Here is a 17,525-nt window from a genome sequence, read left to right as displayed (position 1 = left end):
GCGGGGGCGGCGGACGACGGAGCCAACACCGACCGGATCCGCGACTACCTCAAGCGGGTCACGGCCGAACTCGTCGCCACCCGGGCCCGGTTGCGTACCGCCGAGGAGGCCGCCGAGGCCGCCCGCGAGCCCATCGCGATCGTCTCGATGAGCTGCCGGCTCCCCGGGGGCGCCGACACCCCCGAGGCACTCTGGCGGCTCCTGGAATCCGGCACCGACGCCGTCTCCGGCCTGCCCGCCGACCGCGGCTGGGACCTCGACGCGCTCTACGACCCCGACCCCGACGCGCACGGCACCAGCTACGCCCGCGAGGGCGGGTTCCTGTACGACTGCGCCGACTTCGACCCGGAGTTCTTCGGCATCTCGCCCCGCGAGGCCCTCGCCATGGACCCGCAGCAGCGGCTCCTGCTGGAGACGTCCTGGGAAGCCTTCGAGCGGGCCGGCCTCGACCGGGACACCGTGCGCGACAGCCGTACCGGCGTGTACGCGGGAGTCATGTACGACGACTACGGTGCGCGGGTCCCGCACGTTCCCGGCGGCCGCATTCCCGAGGGCCTGGAGGGCTTCCTCGTCAACGGCAGCGCGGGCAGCGTCGCTTCGGGGCGCGTCTCCTACACGTTCGGTCTGCGCGGGCCTGCCGTCACCGTCGACACGGCCTGCTCCTCCTCGCTGGTCGCCGTCCATCTCGCGGCGCAGGCGCTGCGGGGCGGCGAGTGCGACCTGGCCCTGGCGGGCGGTGCGACCGTCCTGGCCACGCCCACCATGTTCATCGACTTCTCCCGGCAGCGCGGTCTGGCCGCCGACGGCCGCTGCAAGGCGTTCGCCGAGGCGGCCGACGGCACCGGATTCGGCGAGGGCGCCGGCATGCTGCTGCTCCAGCGGCTCTCCGACGCCCGCCGCGAGGGACGTACCGTCCTCGCCGTCCTGCGCGGCTCCGCCGTCAACCAGGACGGCGCCGGCAACGGCCTCACCGCACCCAACGGGCCCGCCCAGCAGCGGGTGATCCGCGCCGCCCTGCACAACGCCCGGCTCACCGCCGACCAGGTCGACGCCGTCGAGGCGCACGGCACCGGCACCCGGCTCGGCGACCCCATCGAGGCGGAGGCCCTGCTCGCCACGTACGGCAGCGCCCACCGCGCCGAACGCCCGCTGCTCCTGGGCTCGTTGAAGTCCAACATCGGACACGCCCAGGCCGCCGCCGGAGTGGCGGGCGTCATCAAGACGGTGCTGGCCCTGCGGCACGGCGTCCTCCCCAGGACCCTGCACGCCGGGACCCCCTCCACCCGCATCGACTGGTCCGCGGGCGCCGTGTCCCTCCTCACCGAGAACACCCCCTGGCCCGACCGCCCCGACGACCCCCGCCGCGCCGCGATCTCCGCCTTCGGCGCAAGCGGCACCAACGCCCACGTGATCCTGGAATCGGCGCCCGTCGGTGAGCAGCCAGAACCCGCCCAGGATCCGCAGGCCGCCCCCGTCCTCGCCGGGCGCACCGCCTGGGCCCTGTCCGGGCGGAACGAGTCCGCGCTGCGTCAGCAGGCGCGGCGGCTCGTCGAGCACCTCGACCGAGGGGGCGCCGAGGACCCCACCCTCCTCGCCGGGGTCCTCGCCCACCACCGCACCGCGTTCGCCGAACGGGCCGTCGTCCTGGGCGACGACCGTGACAGCCTGAGTCGTGGGCTCACCGCGCTCGCCACCGGCGAGAAGACCTCGGGCCTCGTCACCGGACGGGCCGCCCCCGGGCGCCGTACCGCATTCCTCTTCACCGGGCAGGGCAGCCAACGGCCCGGCACAGGACGGGAGTTGTACGACGTCCAGCCGGAGTTCGCCCGTGCGCTCGACGAGGTCTGCGCGGCCTTCGCACCGCACCTGCCGCGTCCGTTGCGCGAGGTGATGTTCGCCGAGGCGGGCTCGGCCGACGCCGCGCTGCTCGACCGTACCGAGTACACCCAGCCCGCCCTGTTCGCCCTGGGCACCGCACTGTTCGCCCTCGTCACCTCCCGCGGCCTGCGTCCCGACGCGGTGGCCGGACACTCCGTGGGCGAGATCACCGCCGCCCATGTCGCCGGAGTCCTGTCGCTCGCCGACGCCGCCCGTCTCGTCGCCGCCCGCGGCCGGCTAATGGGCGAGCTGCCCGAGGGCGGTGCGATGGCCGCCCTGGAAGCCTCCGCGGACGAGGTGCTGCCTCAACTGGCGGGCCGTGAGGCCGAGATCGACCTTGCCGCCGTCAACGGACCGTCCGCTGTCGTCGTCGCCGGCGACGAGAGTGCCGTGACGGAACTGGTCGAGCACTGGAAGAGCCGCGGTCGGGCCGCGAAGCGGCTGAAGGTCAGTCATGCCTTCCACTCGCCGCACATGGACGGCATGTTGACACAGTTCGAATCGATCGCTCGCGGTGTCGAACACCGGGCGCCGAGGATTCCTCTCATGTCGAACCTGACCGGAGCGTTCGCCACAGGCGACACGCCGTGCGGCGCGGACCACTGGGTCCGGCACGCACGCCGGCCGGTGCGGTTCCTCGACGGGCTGCGCGCACTGCGCGCCGACGGCATCGACACCTTCGTCGAACTCGGCCCCGACGCCGTGCTCACCGCCATGACCCGCACCATCCTCGACACCGACGCGCCGGCCGGCGACGCCGCCGCGCTCACCCTGCCCGTGCTGCGCCGCGGACGGCCCGAGGCCGCCGCGTTCGACCGGGCCGTCGCCACTGCCCACGTCCACGGCCTGCCCGCACTGCTCGCCCCCGTGCCCGAACCGGGCCCCGGCACCGCCCTGGCCGCCGCACTCCCCACATACGCCTTCCAGCGCACCCGGCACTGGCTGGACGCACCGGCCCCCGAGGCCCCGCTCGCCGCCGCCGGGGTCGACGGCGCCGGACACCCGCTGCTCGCCGCCGCCGTCGAACTCCCCGACGCGCAGGGCACGGTGTGGACCGGCACGCTGTCCACCCGCACCCACCCCTGGCTGGCCGAGCACACGCTCGCCGGACGGCCCGTCGTCCCCGGCACGGCCCTGCTGGAACTCGCCCGCACCGCGGCCGGCGACGCCGAGATCGCCGAACTGACCCTGGAAAACCCCCTGGTGCTGCCCGAGGACGCACCCGTGCGACTGCGCGTCCGCCTCGGCGCCACCGAGCCCGACGGCACCCGCCCGCTCACCGTCCACTCCGCCCCGACCACCGACGACACCCCCACCTGGACCCCGCACGCCACGGGCCACACCGGCTCCGCCCGCGGGGCCGCCGACGGCACGGCTGACCGGACCGCGCAGGTCACGGGCCGTGTCGGGTCCGACCCCGTAGCTGTCGATGGCACCGCTGACCGGGCCCCGCACGCCACGGGCCACACCGAGCCCGACCGTGCAGTCAACGACGGCACCACCGACCGGACCCCGCACGCCACCGGCCGTACCGAGCCGGACCCCGTAACCGCCGACGGCACCAGTGACCAGCCTCCGCACGCCCCCGGCGACTTCGCCGACCTCGCCGGTGTCTGGCCGCCGCCCGGTGCCGAAGTCGTCCCGCTGGACGGGGAGGACGAGCGCTTCGCCGCCGCCGGAGTCGGTTACGGTCCTGTCTTCCAGGGACTCGAGTCCGTCTGGCGGCTGGGTGTCGATGTCTATGCCTACGCTGCCCTTCCGGCGCCGGAGGCGGCCGAGGCGATGGCGTACGGGCTGCACCCTGCTCTCCTCGATGCCGCCCTGCACGCCGTCACCGCCACCCGCGAGGACGCCCACGGACTGGTGCCGTTCTCCTGGAGCGGCGTGACCCTGTACGGCCGGGGTGCCGACGCGCTGCGCCTGCGGATCTCGCCGGCCGGAGCCGACGCCGTCACACTCACCGCCACCGACGACACCGGCCGGCCGGTCCTCGCCGCGCGCTCCCTCGCCCTGCGCCGGATCGCCGGCGACCGCATCACCACCGCACCCGCGCCGCTGCTCCGGCCCACCTGGACCCCGCTCGCCCCGGACTCCACCGCCTCGGAGCAGGCCGCCTGGTACCTCCTGGGCGACCACGAAATCGGGCTCACCGAGGCCCTGACGGCCACCGGCGCGACCGTACACACCGCCCCCGATCCGGCCGACATACCTGCTGCTGACGGCGTACACGTCCACGCCCTCGCCGACCTGCGCGGCGCCGACGACCCGCACCAGGCCGGTCACCGCGTCCTCGCACTCGCCCAGGCCTGGCTGGCCTCGGGCCCGCCGTCCCCGGCCCGCCTCACCGTGCTCACCCACGGGGCCGTCGACGCCGCCGGACCCGTCACCGACCCGGCCGCCGCCGTGGCCTGGGGGCTGCTGCGGACCGCGCAGACCGAACACCCGGGCCGTTTCGCCCTGGTGGACACGGACGACGACCCGGCCTCCCACGTCGCCCTGCCCGAGGTGCTCACCCGCCGTGACGGGGCGGACCAGCTCGCCGTCCGCGCCGGAGTCCCGTACGCCCCCGCCGTCGTCCGCGCCGAAGGCGCCGCGGGCGACTTCACCTGGAATCCCGACGGCACCGTGCTCGTCACCGGCGGCACCGGCGGCCTCGGCGCCGCCGTCGCCCGCCACCTGGTCACCACGCACGGCGTACGGCACCTGCTGCTCACCGGCCGACGCGGCCCCGACGCCCCCGGAGCGGACCGGCTCAGGACCGAACTCGAAGGCCTCGGCGCCGAAGTGACGATCGCCGCCTGCGACGCCGCCGACCGCGACACCGTCGCCGCACTCCTCGACCTGCACCGGATCAACGCCGTCATCCACACCGCCGGTGTCCTCGACGACGGTCTGCTCACCGCCCAGGACCCCGCCCGCCTGGACGCCGTACTGCGGCCCAAGGCCGACGCGGTCCACGTGCTGCACGAGCTGACCCGGGAGCTGGACCTCGACGCGTTCGTCCTGTTCTCCTCCGCCGCGGGCCTCCTCGGCAGCGCCGGACAGGCCACCTACGCCGCCGCCAACGCGCACCTGGACGCCTTCGCCTCCTGGCGACGCGCCCAGGGCCTGCCCGCCGTGTCCCTCGCCTGGGGCCCCTGGGCCGGCGACGGCATGGCCGGCGCACTCACCGGTGCCGACGCCGCCCGGCTGCACCGCAGCGGCCTCGTCGCCCTCCCTCCGCAGGAAGCACTCGCGCTCTTCGACGCCGCCTGCGCCCGCCCCGAACCGGTCCTCCTGCCCCTGCGCTTCGACCCCGCCGCCGCCCGGGACGCGGACCGCGAACTGCCCCCGCTGCTGCGCCGGCCGACACAGCCGCACAACCGCCGCCCGGCAGCACCGGCGGCACCCGACAGGCCCGGACCCGCCCACGCCACACTCGCCGACCGGGTCGCCGGCCTGCCCCGTGCCGAACGCTCCGCGCTCCTCCTCGACCTCGTCCGCACCGAGGTCGCGTCCGTGCTCGGCCACCCGGACCCGGCCGAGATCCCGCCCGACGGCAGCTTCAAGGAGCAGGGCTTCGACTCGCTCACCGCCGTGGAACTGCGCAACCGGCTCACCGCCGCGACCGGCCTGCGGCTGACCGCGACCCTCGTCTTCGACCACCCGACGCCACAGATCCTCGCCGACCACCTCGACGAGGAACTGCCGGGCGCCGAAGCCGCCGTACTCACCCTGCTCGGACAGCTCGCCGAGGCCACCGCCCGGGCCGACCTCGACGAGCACGCCCGGCAGACCGTCACCGGACGGCTGAAGGACCTGATCGACGGACTCGGCAGTACCGCCAGGACCCCGCAGACCGGCGCACCGCAACCAGGCGCGCCCGATCCCGACAACGTCACCGAACTACTCCATTCCGCCTCCGACGACGAACTGTTCCAGCTGCTCGACAGCGGCTTCCGCACCGCCTGAAGCCCGGCACCGACACCTCCAGGGGAGAGCTGTGTCCGCTAACGACGCCCACAAGGACGCCACCGGCAACGAAGTCCGGCTTCGCGACTACCTGCGCCGCGCCATGGCCGAACTGCACGAGACCCGAGAAAAGCTGCGCGCGGTCGAGGAACGCGGCACCGAGCCCGTTGCGATCGTGGGGATGGCGTGCCGTTTTCCGGGTGGGGTGAGTTCGCCGGAGGGTTTGTGGGATCTGGTGGCTTCGGGCGGGGATGCGGTGTCGCCGTTTCCGGGTGACCGGGGTTGGGATGTGGAGGGGCTGTTCGATCCGGAGCCGGGTGTGGTGGGCCGGTCGTATGTGCGTGAGGGCGGGTTCCTGCATGAGGCGGGGGAGTTCGATGCGGGCTTCTTCGGCATCTCGCCGCGTGAGGCCGTCGTCATGGACCCGCAGCAACGGCTGCTCCTCGAAACCTCCTGGGAGGCTCTGGAGCGGGCCGGGGTCCCGGCGACCTCGCTGCGCGGTTCCCGCACCGGCGTCTTCGTCGGCGCCATGTACCACGACTACGGCACCGATCGCGCCGCCTCCACCGACGACACGGGCGGCTACGGCGCCACCGGCACATCCGGAAGCGTGGTCTCCGGCCGGATCTCCTTCGCCCTGGGCCTGGAGGGCCCGGCGGTGACCGTCGACACGGCCTGCTCGTCCTCGCTGGTCGCCCTGCATCTGGCCGCGCAGTCCCTGCGGTCGGGCGAGTGCGACCTCGCCCTGGCAGGCGGCGTCACCGTCATGGCCACCCCCAGCACCTTCGTGGAGTTCTCGCAGCAGCGGGGGCTTGCTCCGGACGGGCGTTGCAAGGCGTTCTCGGACGGGGCCGATGGCACGGGCTGGGCTGAGGGTGTGGGTGTGCTGTTGGTGGAGCGGCTGTCGGATGCGGTGCGGCGGGGGCATCGTGTGCTGGCGGTGGTGCGTGGTTCGGCGGTGAATCAGGACGGTGCGTCGAATGGTCTGACGGCTCCGAATGGGCCTTCGCAGCAGCGGGTGATTCGTGCGGCGCTGGAGAACGCGGGACTCACGGTCGCGGATGTGGATGCGGTGGAGGCGCATGGCACCGGGACCAGGCTCGGCGATCCGATCGAGGCGCAGGCGCTGCTGGCGACGTATGGGCAGGATCGTGAACGGCCGTTGTTGCTGGGGTCGTTGAAGTCGAACATCGGGCATGCGCAGGCGGCGGCGGGTGTGGGCGGTGTCATCAAGATGGTGATGGCGCTGCGGGAGGGTGTGCTGCCGAAGTCGTTGCACGTTGATGCGCCGTCGTCGGAGGTGGACTGGGACGCGGGTTCCGTCGAGTTGCTGACGGAGCAGTGTGAGTGGCCCGAGGTCGGTCGTCCTCGGCGGGCGGGTGTGTCGTCGTTCGGGGTGAGCGGGACGAATGCGCACGTGATCTTGGAGCAGGCGCCCGTCAGCGATGAGGCGGAGCCGGAAACGACCCGGGACCTGCCCGTCGTACCCCTCGTCCTCACCGCCAAGTCCGAGACCGCACTGCTCGGCCAGCGCGCCCGGCTCACCGCGCTCCTGGACCGGGACGCCGAACTCCGGCCGCTGGACGTCGCCTTCAGCCTCGCCACCGGCCGCTCGATGCTGGAGCACCGCTCCGTGTCACTCGGCCAGGTGCAGGTGGAGGGTGTTGCGTCCGCTTCTGGTCGGCGGGTGTTGGTGTTTCCGGGTCAGGGGACGCAGTGGGTCGGTATGGGGGCCGGGTTGCTGGAGTCGTCGCCGGTGTTCGCGGCGAGGCTGCGGGAATGCGCTGACGCCCTCGCTCCCTTCGTCGACTTCGATGCGGTCGAAGTCATCCGTGAGGGCAGGGAGTTGGACCGCGTGGATGTGGTCCAGCCGGTCACCTGGGCGGTTATGGTCTCCCTCGCCGAGCTGTGGCGCTCGGTGGGCGTGATCCCGGATGCGGTGGTGGGTCACTCGCAGGGCGAGATCGCCGCGGCCGCCGTGTCCGGCGCCTTGTCGCTGGAGGACGCCGCCAGGGTGGTGGCTTTGCGGGCCGCGGTGATCGGGCGGGAGCTGGCCGGTCTCGGTGGCATGGCGTCGATTCCTCTTCCTCTGGCCGAGGTGGAGGAGCGGCTCCAGGCATGGACCGGGCGTCTCGGGATCGCCGCAATCAACGGCCCGTCAGCCACCGTGGTGGCCGGTGACGCGGACGCGATCGTCGACTTCGTGGCCGCCGCCCAGGCGGAGGGCATACGAGCCCGCCAAGTACCGGTCGACTACGCCTCCCACTCCGCACACGTGGAACGCATCGAGGCCGAACTCCTGGAGATCTTGGCCCCGATCACCCCGCTGAGCCCCCAGATCCCCTTCCACTCCACGGTCACCGGCGAACTCGCCGACACTCTGGACGCCGCCTACTGGTACCGCAACCTGCGCAACCCCGTCCGCTTCGAAGAGACGATCCGGTCGCTGCTGGGCAAGGGCTTCGGTACGTTCGTCGAGTCCAGCGCGCACCCCGTGCTGACCATGGGCATCCAGGAGACCGCCGAGAACGCGACCGTCACCGGCACGCTGCGCCGCGACGAAGGCGGTCTGCACCGCTTTCTGACGTCGGCCGCCCATCTCTTCGTCCACGGCACCGACATCGACTGGACGGCCCTCTTCGACGGCACCGGAGCCCGTCAAGTCGACCTCCCCACCTACCCCTTCCAACGCGAGCACTACTGGCACGAGCCCGTCACCCCGGCCGCCACCACCGCCGTATCCGGCCCGGCCGAGTCCCTGTCCTACCGCATCACCTGGAAGAACCTCCGCGGCGACGACTCGGCCCGCCTCTTGGGCCGTTGGCTGCTGGTCGTCCCCGAGCCGCTGAACGGCTCGGAGAAGGCAGGCCTCGCCCGTCAGGCCCTCGCCGACCGTGGTGCCACCGTCGAGACGCTCGTGGTGAACCCGGCCGACGCCGACCGGTCCCTGCTGCGGGCCCGGCTCGCCGAGGCGGCCGGCCGGGCCGACGCGGGGCCGCTCAACGGCGTGCTGTCGCTGCTCGCCCTCGCCGAGGGAGCGCACCCGGACCATCCGGCCGTCCCGCTCGGCCTCACCGCCACCTTCACCCTCACCCAGGCCGCCGCGGACTCGGGCGTCGAGGCGCGCCTGTGGGCGGTCACCGCCGGAGCCGTCGCCGTGTCCGGGGCCGAGTCGCCGTCCGCCGAACAGGCCCAGATCTGGGGCTTCGGCCGGGTCGCCGCCATCGAACTGCCCTCCCTGTGGGGCGGGTTGGCCGACCTGCCGGAATCGGCCGACTCCCGCGCCTTCCAGCTGCTGGCCGGCGCCCTCGCCGCACCCGGCGCCGACGACCAGGTCGCCGTACGCGGCTCCGGCACCTACGGCCGCCGCCTCGCCCAGGCCGCCGCCGTGGCCCGGGGGCCGGTGCGCACCGCGCAGAGCGAACACCCGGGCCGTTTCGCCGTGGTGGACACGGACGGCGACCCGGCTTCCGACGCTGCCCTGCCCGCGGTGCTCACCCGCGGTGACGGGGCGGACGAGCTCGCCGTCGGCGCCGGGGTCCCGTACGTCCCGGCCACCGGGGTCCGCGCGCGCGGGACCGTGCAGAGCGAACACCCGGGCCGTTTCGCCGTGGTGGACACGGACGGCGACCCGGCTTCCGACGCTGCCCTGCCCGTGGTGCTCACCCGCGGTGACGGGGCGGACGAGCTCGCCGTCGGTGCCGGAGTTCCGTATGTCCCGGCCACCGGGGTCCGCGCGCGCGGGACCGTGCAGAGCGAACACCCGGGCCGTTTCGCCGTGGTGGACACGGACGGCGACCCGGCTTCCGACGCGGCCCTGCCCGCGGTGCTCACCCGCGGTGACGGGGCGGACGAGCTCGCCGTCGGTGCCGGAGTTCCGTATGTCCCGGCCACCGGGGTCCGCGCGCGCGGGACCGCGCAGAGCGAACACCCGGGCCGTTTCGCCGTGGTGGACACGGGCGACGACCCGGCTTCCCACGTCGCCCTGCCCGAGGTGCTCACCCGCCGCGACGGGGCGGACCAGCTCGCCGTCCGCGCCGGAGCTCCGTACGTCCCGGCCACCGGGGTCCGCCCGCGCGGCACCGTGCTCGTCATCGGGGACATCGCGGCCGTCGCGGGACCGCTCGCCCGCCGGCTGCTGGCCGGCGGGGCCGAACGGATCGTTCTCGCCGGGCTGACCGGTGGCGTTCGCGACGAACTCGCGGGCGTCACGGACCGCACCACCGTCGTGCCCTGCGACCTCACCGACGACGACGCGCTGCGCGACCTCCTCGCCCGGCACACTCCGACGGCCGTCTACGTCGCCCCGCCCACGGCACCTTTCACCACACTCACCGAGACGACGCTGGAGGGCTTCGCCGCCGCCGTCACCGCCAAGACCGACCTGGCCACCCGTCTCGACACGCTGCTCGACGGCACGGCACCGGACGCGTTCGTCGTGTTCTCCTCCGTCGCCGGTGTGTGGGGCGGCGCGGGCCAGGGCGGCTACGCGGCCGGTACGGCCCGACTGGACGCGCTCGCCGAGCGCCGCCGCGCCCGCGGCCTGCCCGCGACCTCCGTCGCCTGGACGCCCTGGGAGGGCGCCGTCGCCGGCCCCGCGGCCGAACAACTGCGCCGTGTCGGCCTGGCCTTCCTCGACCCCGAGCGCGCCCTCGACATCCTCGACGGGATCGTCGGACGCGGCGCGACCGGGATCGCCGTCGCCGACGTCGACTGGACCCGGTTCGCCCCCGCCTACACGGCCGTCCGCCCCTCGGCGCTGCTCGACGACCTGCCCGCCGTACAGCAGTTGTGGGCCGCCGAACGGGCCGCGGCGCTGGAGCGGGAGACCGCGACCGGGCTTACCGCCGTGCTGCGCGGCAAGTCCGACCGGGAACGGCAGCGCGAACTGGTGCGGCTGGTCCGCTCGCACGTCGCCGCCGTCCTCGGCCACACACCCGACGGCATCGCCCCCGACCGGGCGTTCAGGGAGCTGGGCCTCAACTCGGTGACCGCCGTCGAACTGCGGGACCGGCTGCGCGAAGCCACCGGGCTCGACCTGGCCGCCTCCCTGGTCTTCGACCACCCCACCACCACCGCCGTCGCCCGTCACCTGGGCGAGCTCGCGGGCGGCGCCGAGGAGACCGCGCCCGCCGCCGACGCGTTCGCCACCGCCCCGGCCGGCGGCGACGCCGAGCCCCTCGCGATCGTCGGCATGGGCTGCCGTTTCCCCGGCGGCATCACCACCCCCGACGAACTGTGGCAGCTGGTGACCCGGGGCGGCGACGCCATCACCACCTTCCCCACCAACCGCGGCTGGGACGTGGCGGGCCTCTACGACCCGGACCCCGACGCCAAGGGACGTACGTACGTCCGCGAAGGCGGATTCCTGCACGAGGCACCCGACTTCGACCCCGAGTTCTTCGGCATCTCGCCCCGCGAGGCCCTCGCCATGGACCCGCAGCAGCGCCTCCTGCTGGAGACCGCGTGGGAGGCGTGCGAGCGGGCCGGATTCGACCCGAACATCCTGCGCGGCAGCCGCACCGGCGTGTTCGTCGGCACCAACGGCCAGCACTACATGCCGCTGCTCCAGAACGGCGAGGAGGACTTCGACGGCTACCTCGGCACCGGCAACTCCGCCAGCGTCATGTCCGGCCGCCTCTCCTACGTCTTCGGACTCGAAGGCCCCGCCGTCACCGTCGACACCGCCTGCTCGGCCTCCCTGGTCGCCCTGCACCTCGCCGTCCAGTCGCTGCGCCGCGGCGAATGCGGCCTCGCCCTGGTCGGCGGCGCGACCGTCATGTCCACCCCCGAGATGCTCGTCGAGTTCTCCCGCCAGCGCGTCATGTCGCCCAGCGGCCGCTCCCGCGCCTTCGCCGCCTCCGCCGACGGCGTCGCCCTCGGCGAGGGCGCCGGCATGCTGCTCCTCGAGCGGCTCTCCGACGCCCGGCGCAACGGACACCCCGTCCTCGCCGTCATCCGCGGCTCCGCCGTCAACCAGGACGGCGCCAGCAACGGCCTCACCGCCCCCAACGGCCCGTCCCAGCAGCGCGTCATCCGGCAGGCCCTGGCCGACGCGGGCCTGACGCCCACCGACGTGGACGCGGTGGAGGCGCACGGCACCGGCACCGAACTCGGCGACCCGATCGAGGCCCAGGCCGTCCTCGCCACCTACGGCACGGACCGCGAACTGCCCCTGTGGCTCGGCTCGGTGAAGTCCAACATCGGCCACACCCAGGCCGCCGCCGGCGTGGCCGGCGTCATCAAGATGGTCCTCGCGCTGCGCGGCAACACCCTGCCCCGCACCCTGCACGTCGACGAACCCACCCACCGCGTCGACTGGTCCGCGGGCGCCGTGTCCCTGCTCACCGAGGATGTCGCCTGGCCCGAACGCGACACCCCGCGCCGCGCCGCCGTCTCCGCCTTCGGCATCAGCGGCACCAACGCGCACGTCATCCTCGAAGAGGCCCCCCGAGCCGAGCAGCAGACCGATACCCCCGCGCCCACGCCGGATCCCGACTGGTGGGAGGAGGTCACCGTCCCGCTGCTGCTGTCCGCCCGCTCCGAGGCCGCGCTGCGCGCCCAGGCGGCCCGGCTCCGCGCCGGCCTCGTCGAACACCCCGGCATCCACCCGGCCGACGCCGGCTACACCCTGATGACGGCACGCTCCCGGTTCGAGCACCGGGCCGCCGTCATCGGCGAGAGCCGCGAGGAACTCCTCGACGCCCTCAACTCCCTCGCCCAGGACCGGCCGCACCTGGCCGTCCTGCGCGGCACCGCGGGACCCGGCGACCGGGTCGCGTTCGTCTTCCCCGGCCAGGGCTCCCAGTGGCCGGCCATGGCCGAAGGGCTGCTGGAGCGGTCCACCGCCTTCCGCGAGAGCGCCCTCGACTGCGACAGCGCGCTGCGCGCCTACCTCGACTGGTCCGTCCTGGACGTGCTGCGGCAGGTGCCGGGCGCGCCGTCGCTCAGCCGCGTCGACGTCGTCCAGCCCGTGCTGTTCACCATGATGGTGTCCCTTGCGGCGGCCTGGCGCTCCATCGGCGTCCACCCCTCGGCCGTCGTCGGCCACTCCCAGGGCGAGATCGCCGCCGCCCATGTCTCGGGCGGCCTCTCCCTCGACGACGCGGCACGCATCGTCGCCCTGCGCAGCCAGGCCTGGCTCACCCTGGCCGGCAAGGGCGGCATGATCGCCGTCACCCTGCCCGCCGACGATCTGCGCGCCCGCCTGGAACGGTTCGGCGACCGGCTCTCCGTGGCCGCCGTCAACAGCCCCGGCACCGCCGCCGTCGCCGGCGAACCGGCCGCCCTGCGCGAACTCCTCGACGAACTCACCGCCGAAGGGATCCAGGCCCGGCCCATCCCCGGCGTCGACACCGCCGGGCACTCCGCCCAGGTCGACGCGCTCAAGGACCACCTCATGGAGGTCCTCGCCCCCGTCTCCCCGCGCACCGGCGAGATCCCCTTCTACTCCACCGTCACCGGCGGCCTCCTCGACACCAGCGCCCTCGACAGCGCGTACTGGTACCGCAACATGCGCGAGCCCGTCGAGTTCGAGCAGGCCACCCGCGCCCTCGTCGCCGACGGCCACGACGTCTTCCTCGAACCCAGCCCGCACCCCATGCTCGCCGTGTCGCTCCAGGAGACCGTCGCCGACGCCTCCTCGGGCCACGCCGCCGTGCTCGGCACCCTGCGCCGCGACAAGGGCGGACCCCGCTGGTTCGGCGCCGCCCTCGGCATGGCCCACATCAGCGGCGTCGAGATCGACGCGGACGCCCTCTTCGGCGCCGCCTCCCGCCGCGTCGACCTGCCCACCTACCCCTTCCAGCGCGAGCGCTACTGGTACAGCGCGCCCGCCCGCCGCGCCGACGCCTCCTCCATCGGCCTGAACCAGGCCGCACACCCGCTGCTCGGCGGCGAGGTCGAACTCCCCGAGTCCGGCGCCGTCGTCTACACCGCCCACCTCGGCGCCGACACCCAGCCCTGGCTGGCCGAACACGCCCTGATGGGCACGGCCCTGCTGCCCGGCGCCGCCCTGGTGGACCTCGCCCTGTGGGCCGGCCGCCAAGCCGGCTGCGCCCGCCTCGACGAACTGATCCTCCAGGCCCCCGTCGTCCTCCCCGACAACGGAGCCCTCGAACTGCGGCTCATGGTCGCCGCCGCCGCGGACGACGGCCGGCGCACCCTCACCGTGCACACCCGCGAGGCGGACGCCGCACCCGGCTCACCGTGGCGCCGGCACGCCGAAGCCCTCGCCGCCCCCGCCGACGACACCGACCCGCCGCCCACCGGTCCGGCCGTCTGGCCCCCGGCCGCCGCGGTACCCGCCGAATCCGACGCCTTCTACGAGGAGTTCAGCGCCCGCGGCTACGACTACGGCCCCCTCTTCCGCGGCTTCCGCGCCGGCTGGCGGGAGGACACGGACGTCCACGCCGACGTCGCCCTCCCGCCGCAGGCCGGCGACGCGGCCGACGGCTTCGGCCTCCATCCGGCCCTCCTCGACGCCGCCCTCCAGGCCATGAGCCTCGGCGCGTTCTTCCCCGACGACGGCCAGGCCCGAATGCCGTTCGCCGTCCGGGGCGTACGCCTGTACGCCGAGGGCGCCGACCGGCTGCGCGTCAGCATCTCCCCGCTCGGCGACGAGTCGGTCCGGCTGCGCTGCACCGACGCCACCGGACGTCCCGTCCTCGACATCGACGAACTCGTCGTCCGCGCCGTCCTGGGCGAACAGCTCGCCGTCGCCGACGCCGAGGGCCGCGCCAAACTCAACGGCTCCCTGTACGAGGTCGACTGGCCGCAGCTGCCCGTCCCCGCCACCCTGCCGGTACGCCGCCTGGCCGTCGTCGGCGAGGACCACGCCAAGGTCGTCGCCGCCCTGGAGAGCGCCGGCGGCGACTGCGACTGGTACCCCGACCTGCCCGCACTTCTCACCGCCCTGGAGACCGGCCCGGCGCCCGACACCGTCGCCGTCTCCTTCCCGCGCCACCCCTTCCCCGACGCGGACGCCGTCCACGCCACCGCCCACCGGGCCCTGGACCTCGCCCAGAGCTGGCTGGCCGCCGGCCCGGAACTCGCCGGCACCACACTCGCCCTGGTCACCCGAGGCGCCGTCGCCGCCGGACCCGACGAGCAGGTCACCGACCCCGTCGCGGCCACCGTGTGGGGCCTGATCCGCTCCGCCCAGTCCGAGGAGCCCGGCCGCTTCGTCCTGCTCGACACCGACGGCTCCACCGCGGGCGGCACAGCCGTGGCCGCCGCGCTGGCCTGCGGCGAACCCCAGACCGCCGTCCGCGGCAACGCCGTACGCGTCTCCCGGCTCGCCCGGACCGAGGGCGGCACCGCACGCGGCGACCTGCTCGTGCCGCCCACGGACACCCCCGCGTGGCGGCTCGCCACCAGCGGCACCGGCACCCTCGACGGCCTCCGCCTCGCCCCGGCGCCCGACACCCGGGCCGCCCTGACGGAAGGCCAGGTCCGCATCGCCGTACGCGCCGCCGGTCTCAACTTCCGCGACACCCTCATCGCGCTGGGCATGTACCCGGGCGAGGGCGTCATGGGCGCCGAGGGCGCGGGCATCGTCACCGAGGTCGGCCCCGGCGTCACCACCCTCGCCCCCGGCGACCGGGTCCTGGGCATGTGGACCGGCGGATTCGGCCCCTGCGCGATCGCCGACCACCGCATGGTCGCCAGGATCCCGGACGGCTGGACCTGGGCCGAAGCGGCCTCCGTGCCCGCCGTGTTCCTCACCGCCCAGTACGCGCTCACCCGCCTCGCCCAGGCCCGCCCCGGCCAGTCGCTGCTGATCCACGCGGCGGCCGGCGGCGTCGGCATGGCCGCCCTCCAACTGGCCCGCCACCTCGGCCTGACCGTGTACGCCACGGCCAGCACCGGCAAATGGGACACCCTGCGCCGCCTGGGCCTGGCCGACCGGTCGATCGCCAACTCCCGCACCACCGACTTCGCCGACGAGTTCCTCACCGCGACCGACGGCCAGGGCGTGGACATCGTCCTCAACTCCCTCGCCGGCGACTTCGTCGACGCCTCGCTGCGACTCCTGCCCCGCGGCGGCCACTTCCTGGAGCTCGGCAAGGCCGACGTCCGCGACCCCGACCGCATCGCCGCCGACCGTCCCGGCACCCTCTACCAGGCCTTCGACCTCGTACAGGCCGGCCCGGACACCGTCGGCGAGATGCTCGGCGAACTCCTCGCGCTCTTCGACTCAGGCGCCCTCACCCCGCTACCGCACACCGCCCACGAGATCCGGGGCGCCCGCGAAGCCTTCCGCACCCTCAGCCAGGCCAAGCACACCGGCAAACTCGTCCTCACCATGCCGCCGTCCTTCGGACCGTACGGCACCGTCCTGGTCACCGGCGGCACCGGAAGCCTCGGCAGCGCCGTGGCCCGCCACCTGGTCACCGCCCACGGCGTACGCCACCTCGTGCTCGCCGGCCGCAGCGGCACCGCCGCCGAGGGCGCCGGCGAACTCGCCGCCGAACTGGCCGCGCTCGGCGCCGAGATCACCGTACGGGCCTGCGACGCGGGCGACCGCGAACAGCTCGCCGCACTCCTCGCCGACATCCCGGCGGACCGGCCGCTGACCGCCGTCGTCCACACCGCCGGAGTCCTCGCCGACGGCACCCTGCCCGCCCTCACCCCCGACGGCCTGGACACCGTCCTGTACCCGAAGGTCGACGCCGTACTCAACCTGCACGAACTGACCCGCGACCTCGATCTGTCGGCGTTCGTCCTGTACTCGTCGTCCTCGGCGCTCTTCGGCAGCCCCGGCCAGGGCGGCTACGCGGCCGCCAACGCCTTCCTCGACGCCTTCGCCGGCTACCGGCGCTCCCTCGGCCTGCCCGCCGTGTCGCTCGCCTGGGGCCTGTGGTCCACCAACAGCCGCATGGCCGGACACCTCGACCAGAGCGGAATGCACCGGCGGCTCGCCCGCGGCGGCGTCATGCCGCTCACCGACGCCGAGGGCCTCGCGCTCTTCGACGCCGCCCAGGCCGTCGACACCCCCCTCCAGGTACCGATCCGGCTCAACCACGCCGCCCTGCGCGCCGCCGGAGCCGTCCCCGCCTTCCTCAGCGCCCTCGTCGGCGACACCGAGCACTCCGGCAACCCCGCCAGCCCCGAGCGGCGGACCGCACCGGCCGACACCCTCGCCGACCGGCTCGCCGGCCTGCCCGCCGAGGAACAGCAGGAACTCGTCCTCGACGCGGTACGCACCCACGCCGCCGGCGTCCTCGGCCACGGCGGAGCCGAGAGCATCGTCGCCGACCGCGCCTTCAAGGAACTCGGCTTCGACTCCCTCACCGCCGTCGAGATGCGCAACCGGCTGGCCGCCGCCACCGGACTGCGCCTGGCAGCCACCCTCGTCTTCGACCACCCGACCCCGACCGCACTCGCCGCGCACCTGCGCCGCGAACTGATCCCCGACGGTGCCCCGGCCGCAGCAGACTCCCGCGGCAGCTCCGTCATGGCCGAACTCGACCGCCTGGAAGCCCTGTTCGGCGCCCTCGCCGACGGCACCGAAACCCCCGACGACACCGCGCACCAGGAGATCGCGGGCCGCCTCGCCGCCCTCGCCGGCCTGTGGAACGGCCTCGGCGAGACGGCGGACAACACGGTGGCGGAGTCCCTGGAGGACGCCGACGACGACGAGATCTTCGCATTCATCGACGAGCGGTTCTGAGCCGCCGAGCACGTGACGGGTG

Annotated in this window: 1 protein-coding gene and 1 pseudogene; both read left to right on the top strand. The window is 74.5% G+C overall.

Features of this window, described 5'->3' with window-relative positions:
- Nucleotides 1–57 precede the first annotated feature (57 nt).
- Nucleotides 58–5,829: pseudogene (locus tag KCH87_RS50500) on the top strand (SDR family NAD(P)-dependent oxidoreductase); the annotation flags it as partial.
- A gap of 31 nt (nt 5,830–5,860) precedes the next feature.
- Nucleotides 5,861–17,503 (top strand): SDR family NAD(P)-dependent oxidoreductase, encoded by an 11,643-nt coding sequence (locus KCH87_RS29145; RefSeq protein WP_308298939.1) that lies wholly within the window; start codon nt 5,861–5,863, stop codon nt 17,501–17,503.
- Nucleotides 17,504–17,525: the final 22 nt, after the last annotated feature.

The sequence above is a fragment of the Streptomyces sp. GESEQ-35 genome (genome assembly GCF_017948485.1).
In the GTDB taxonomy this organism is placed as follows: Bacteria; Actinomycetota; Actinomycetes; order Streptomycetales; family Streptomycetaceae; genus Streptomyces.
This window is presented reverse-complemented; position numbering and strand designations above follow the sequence as displayed.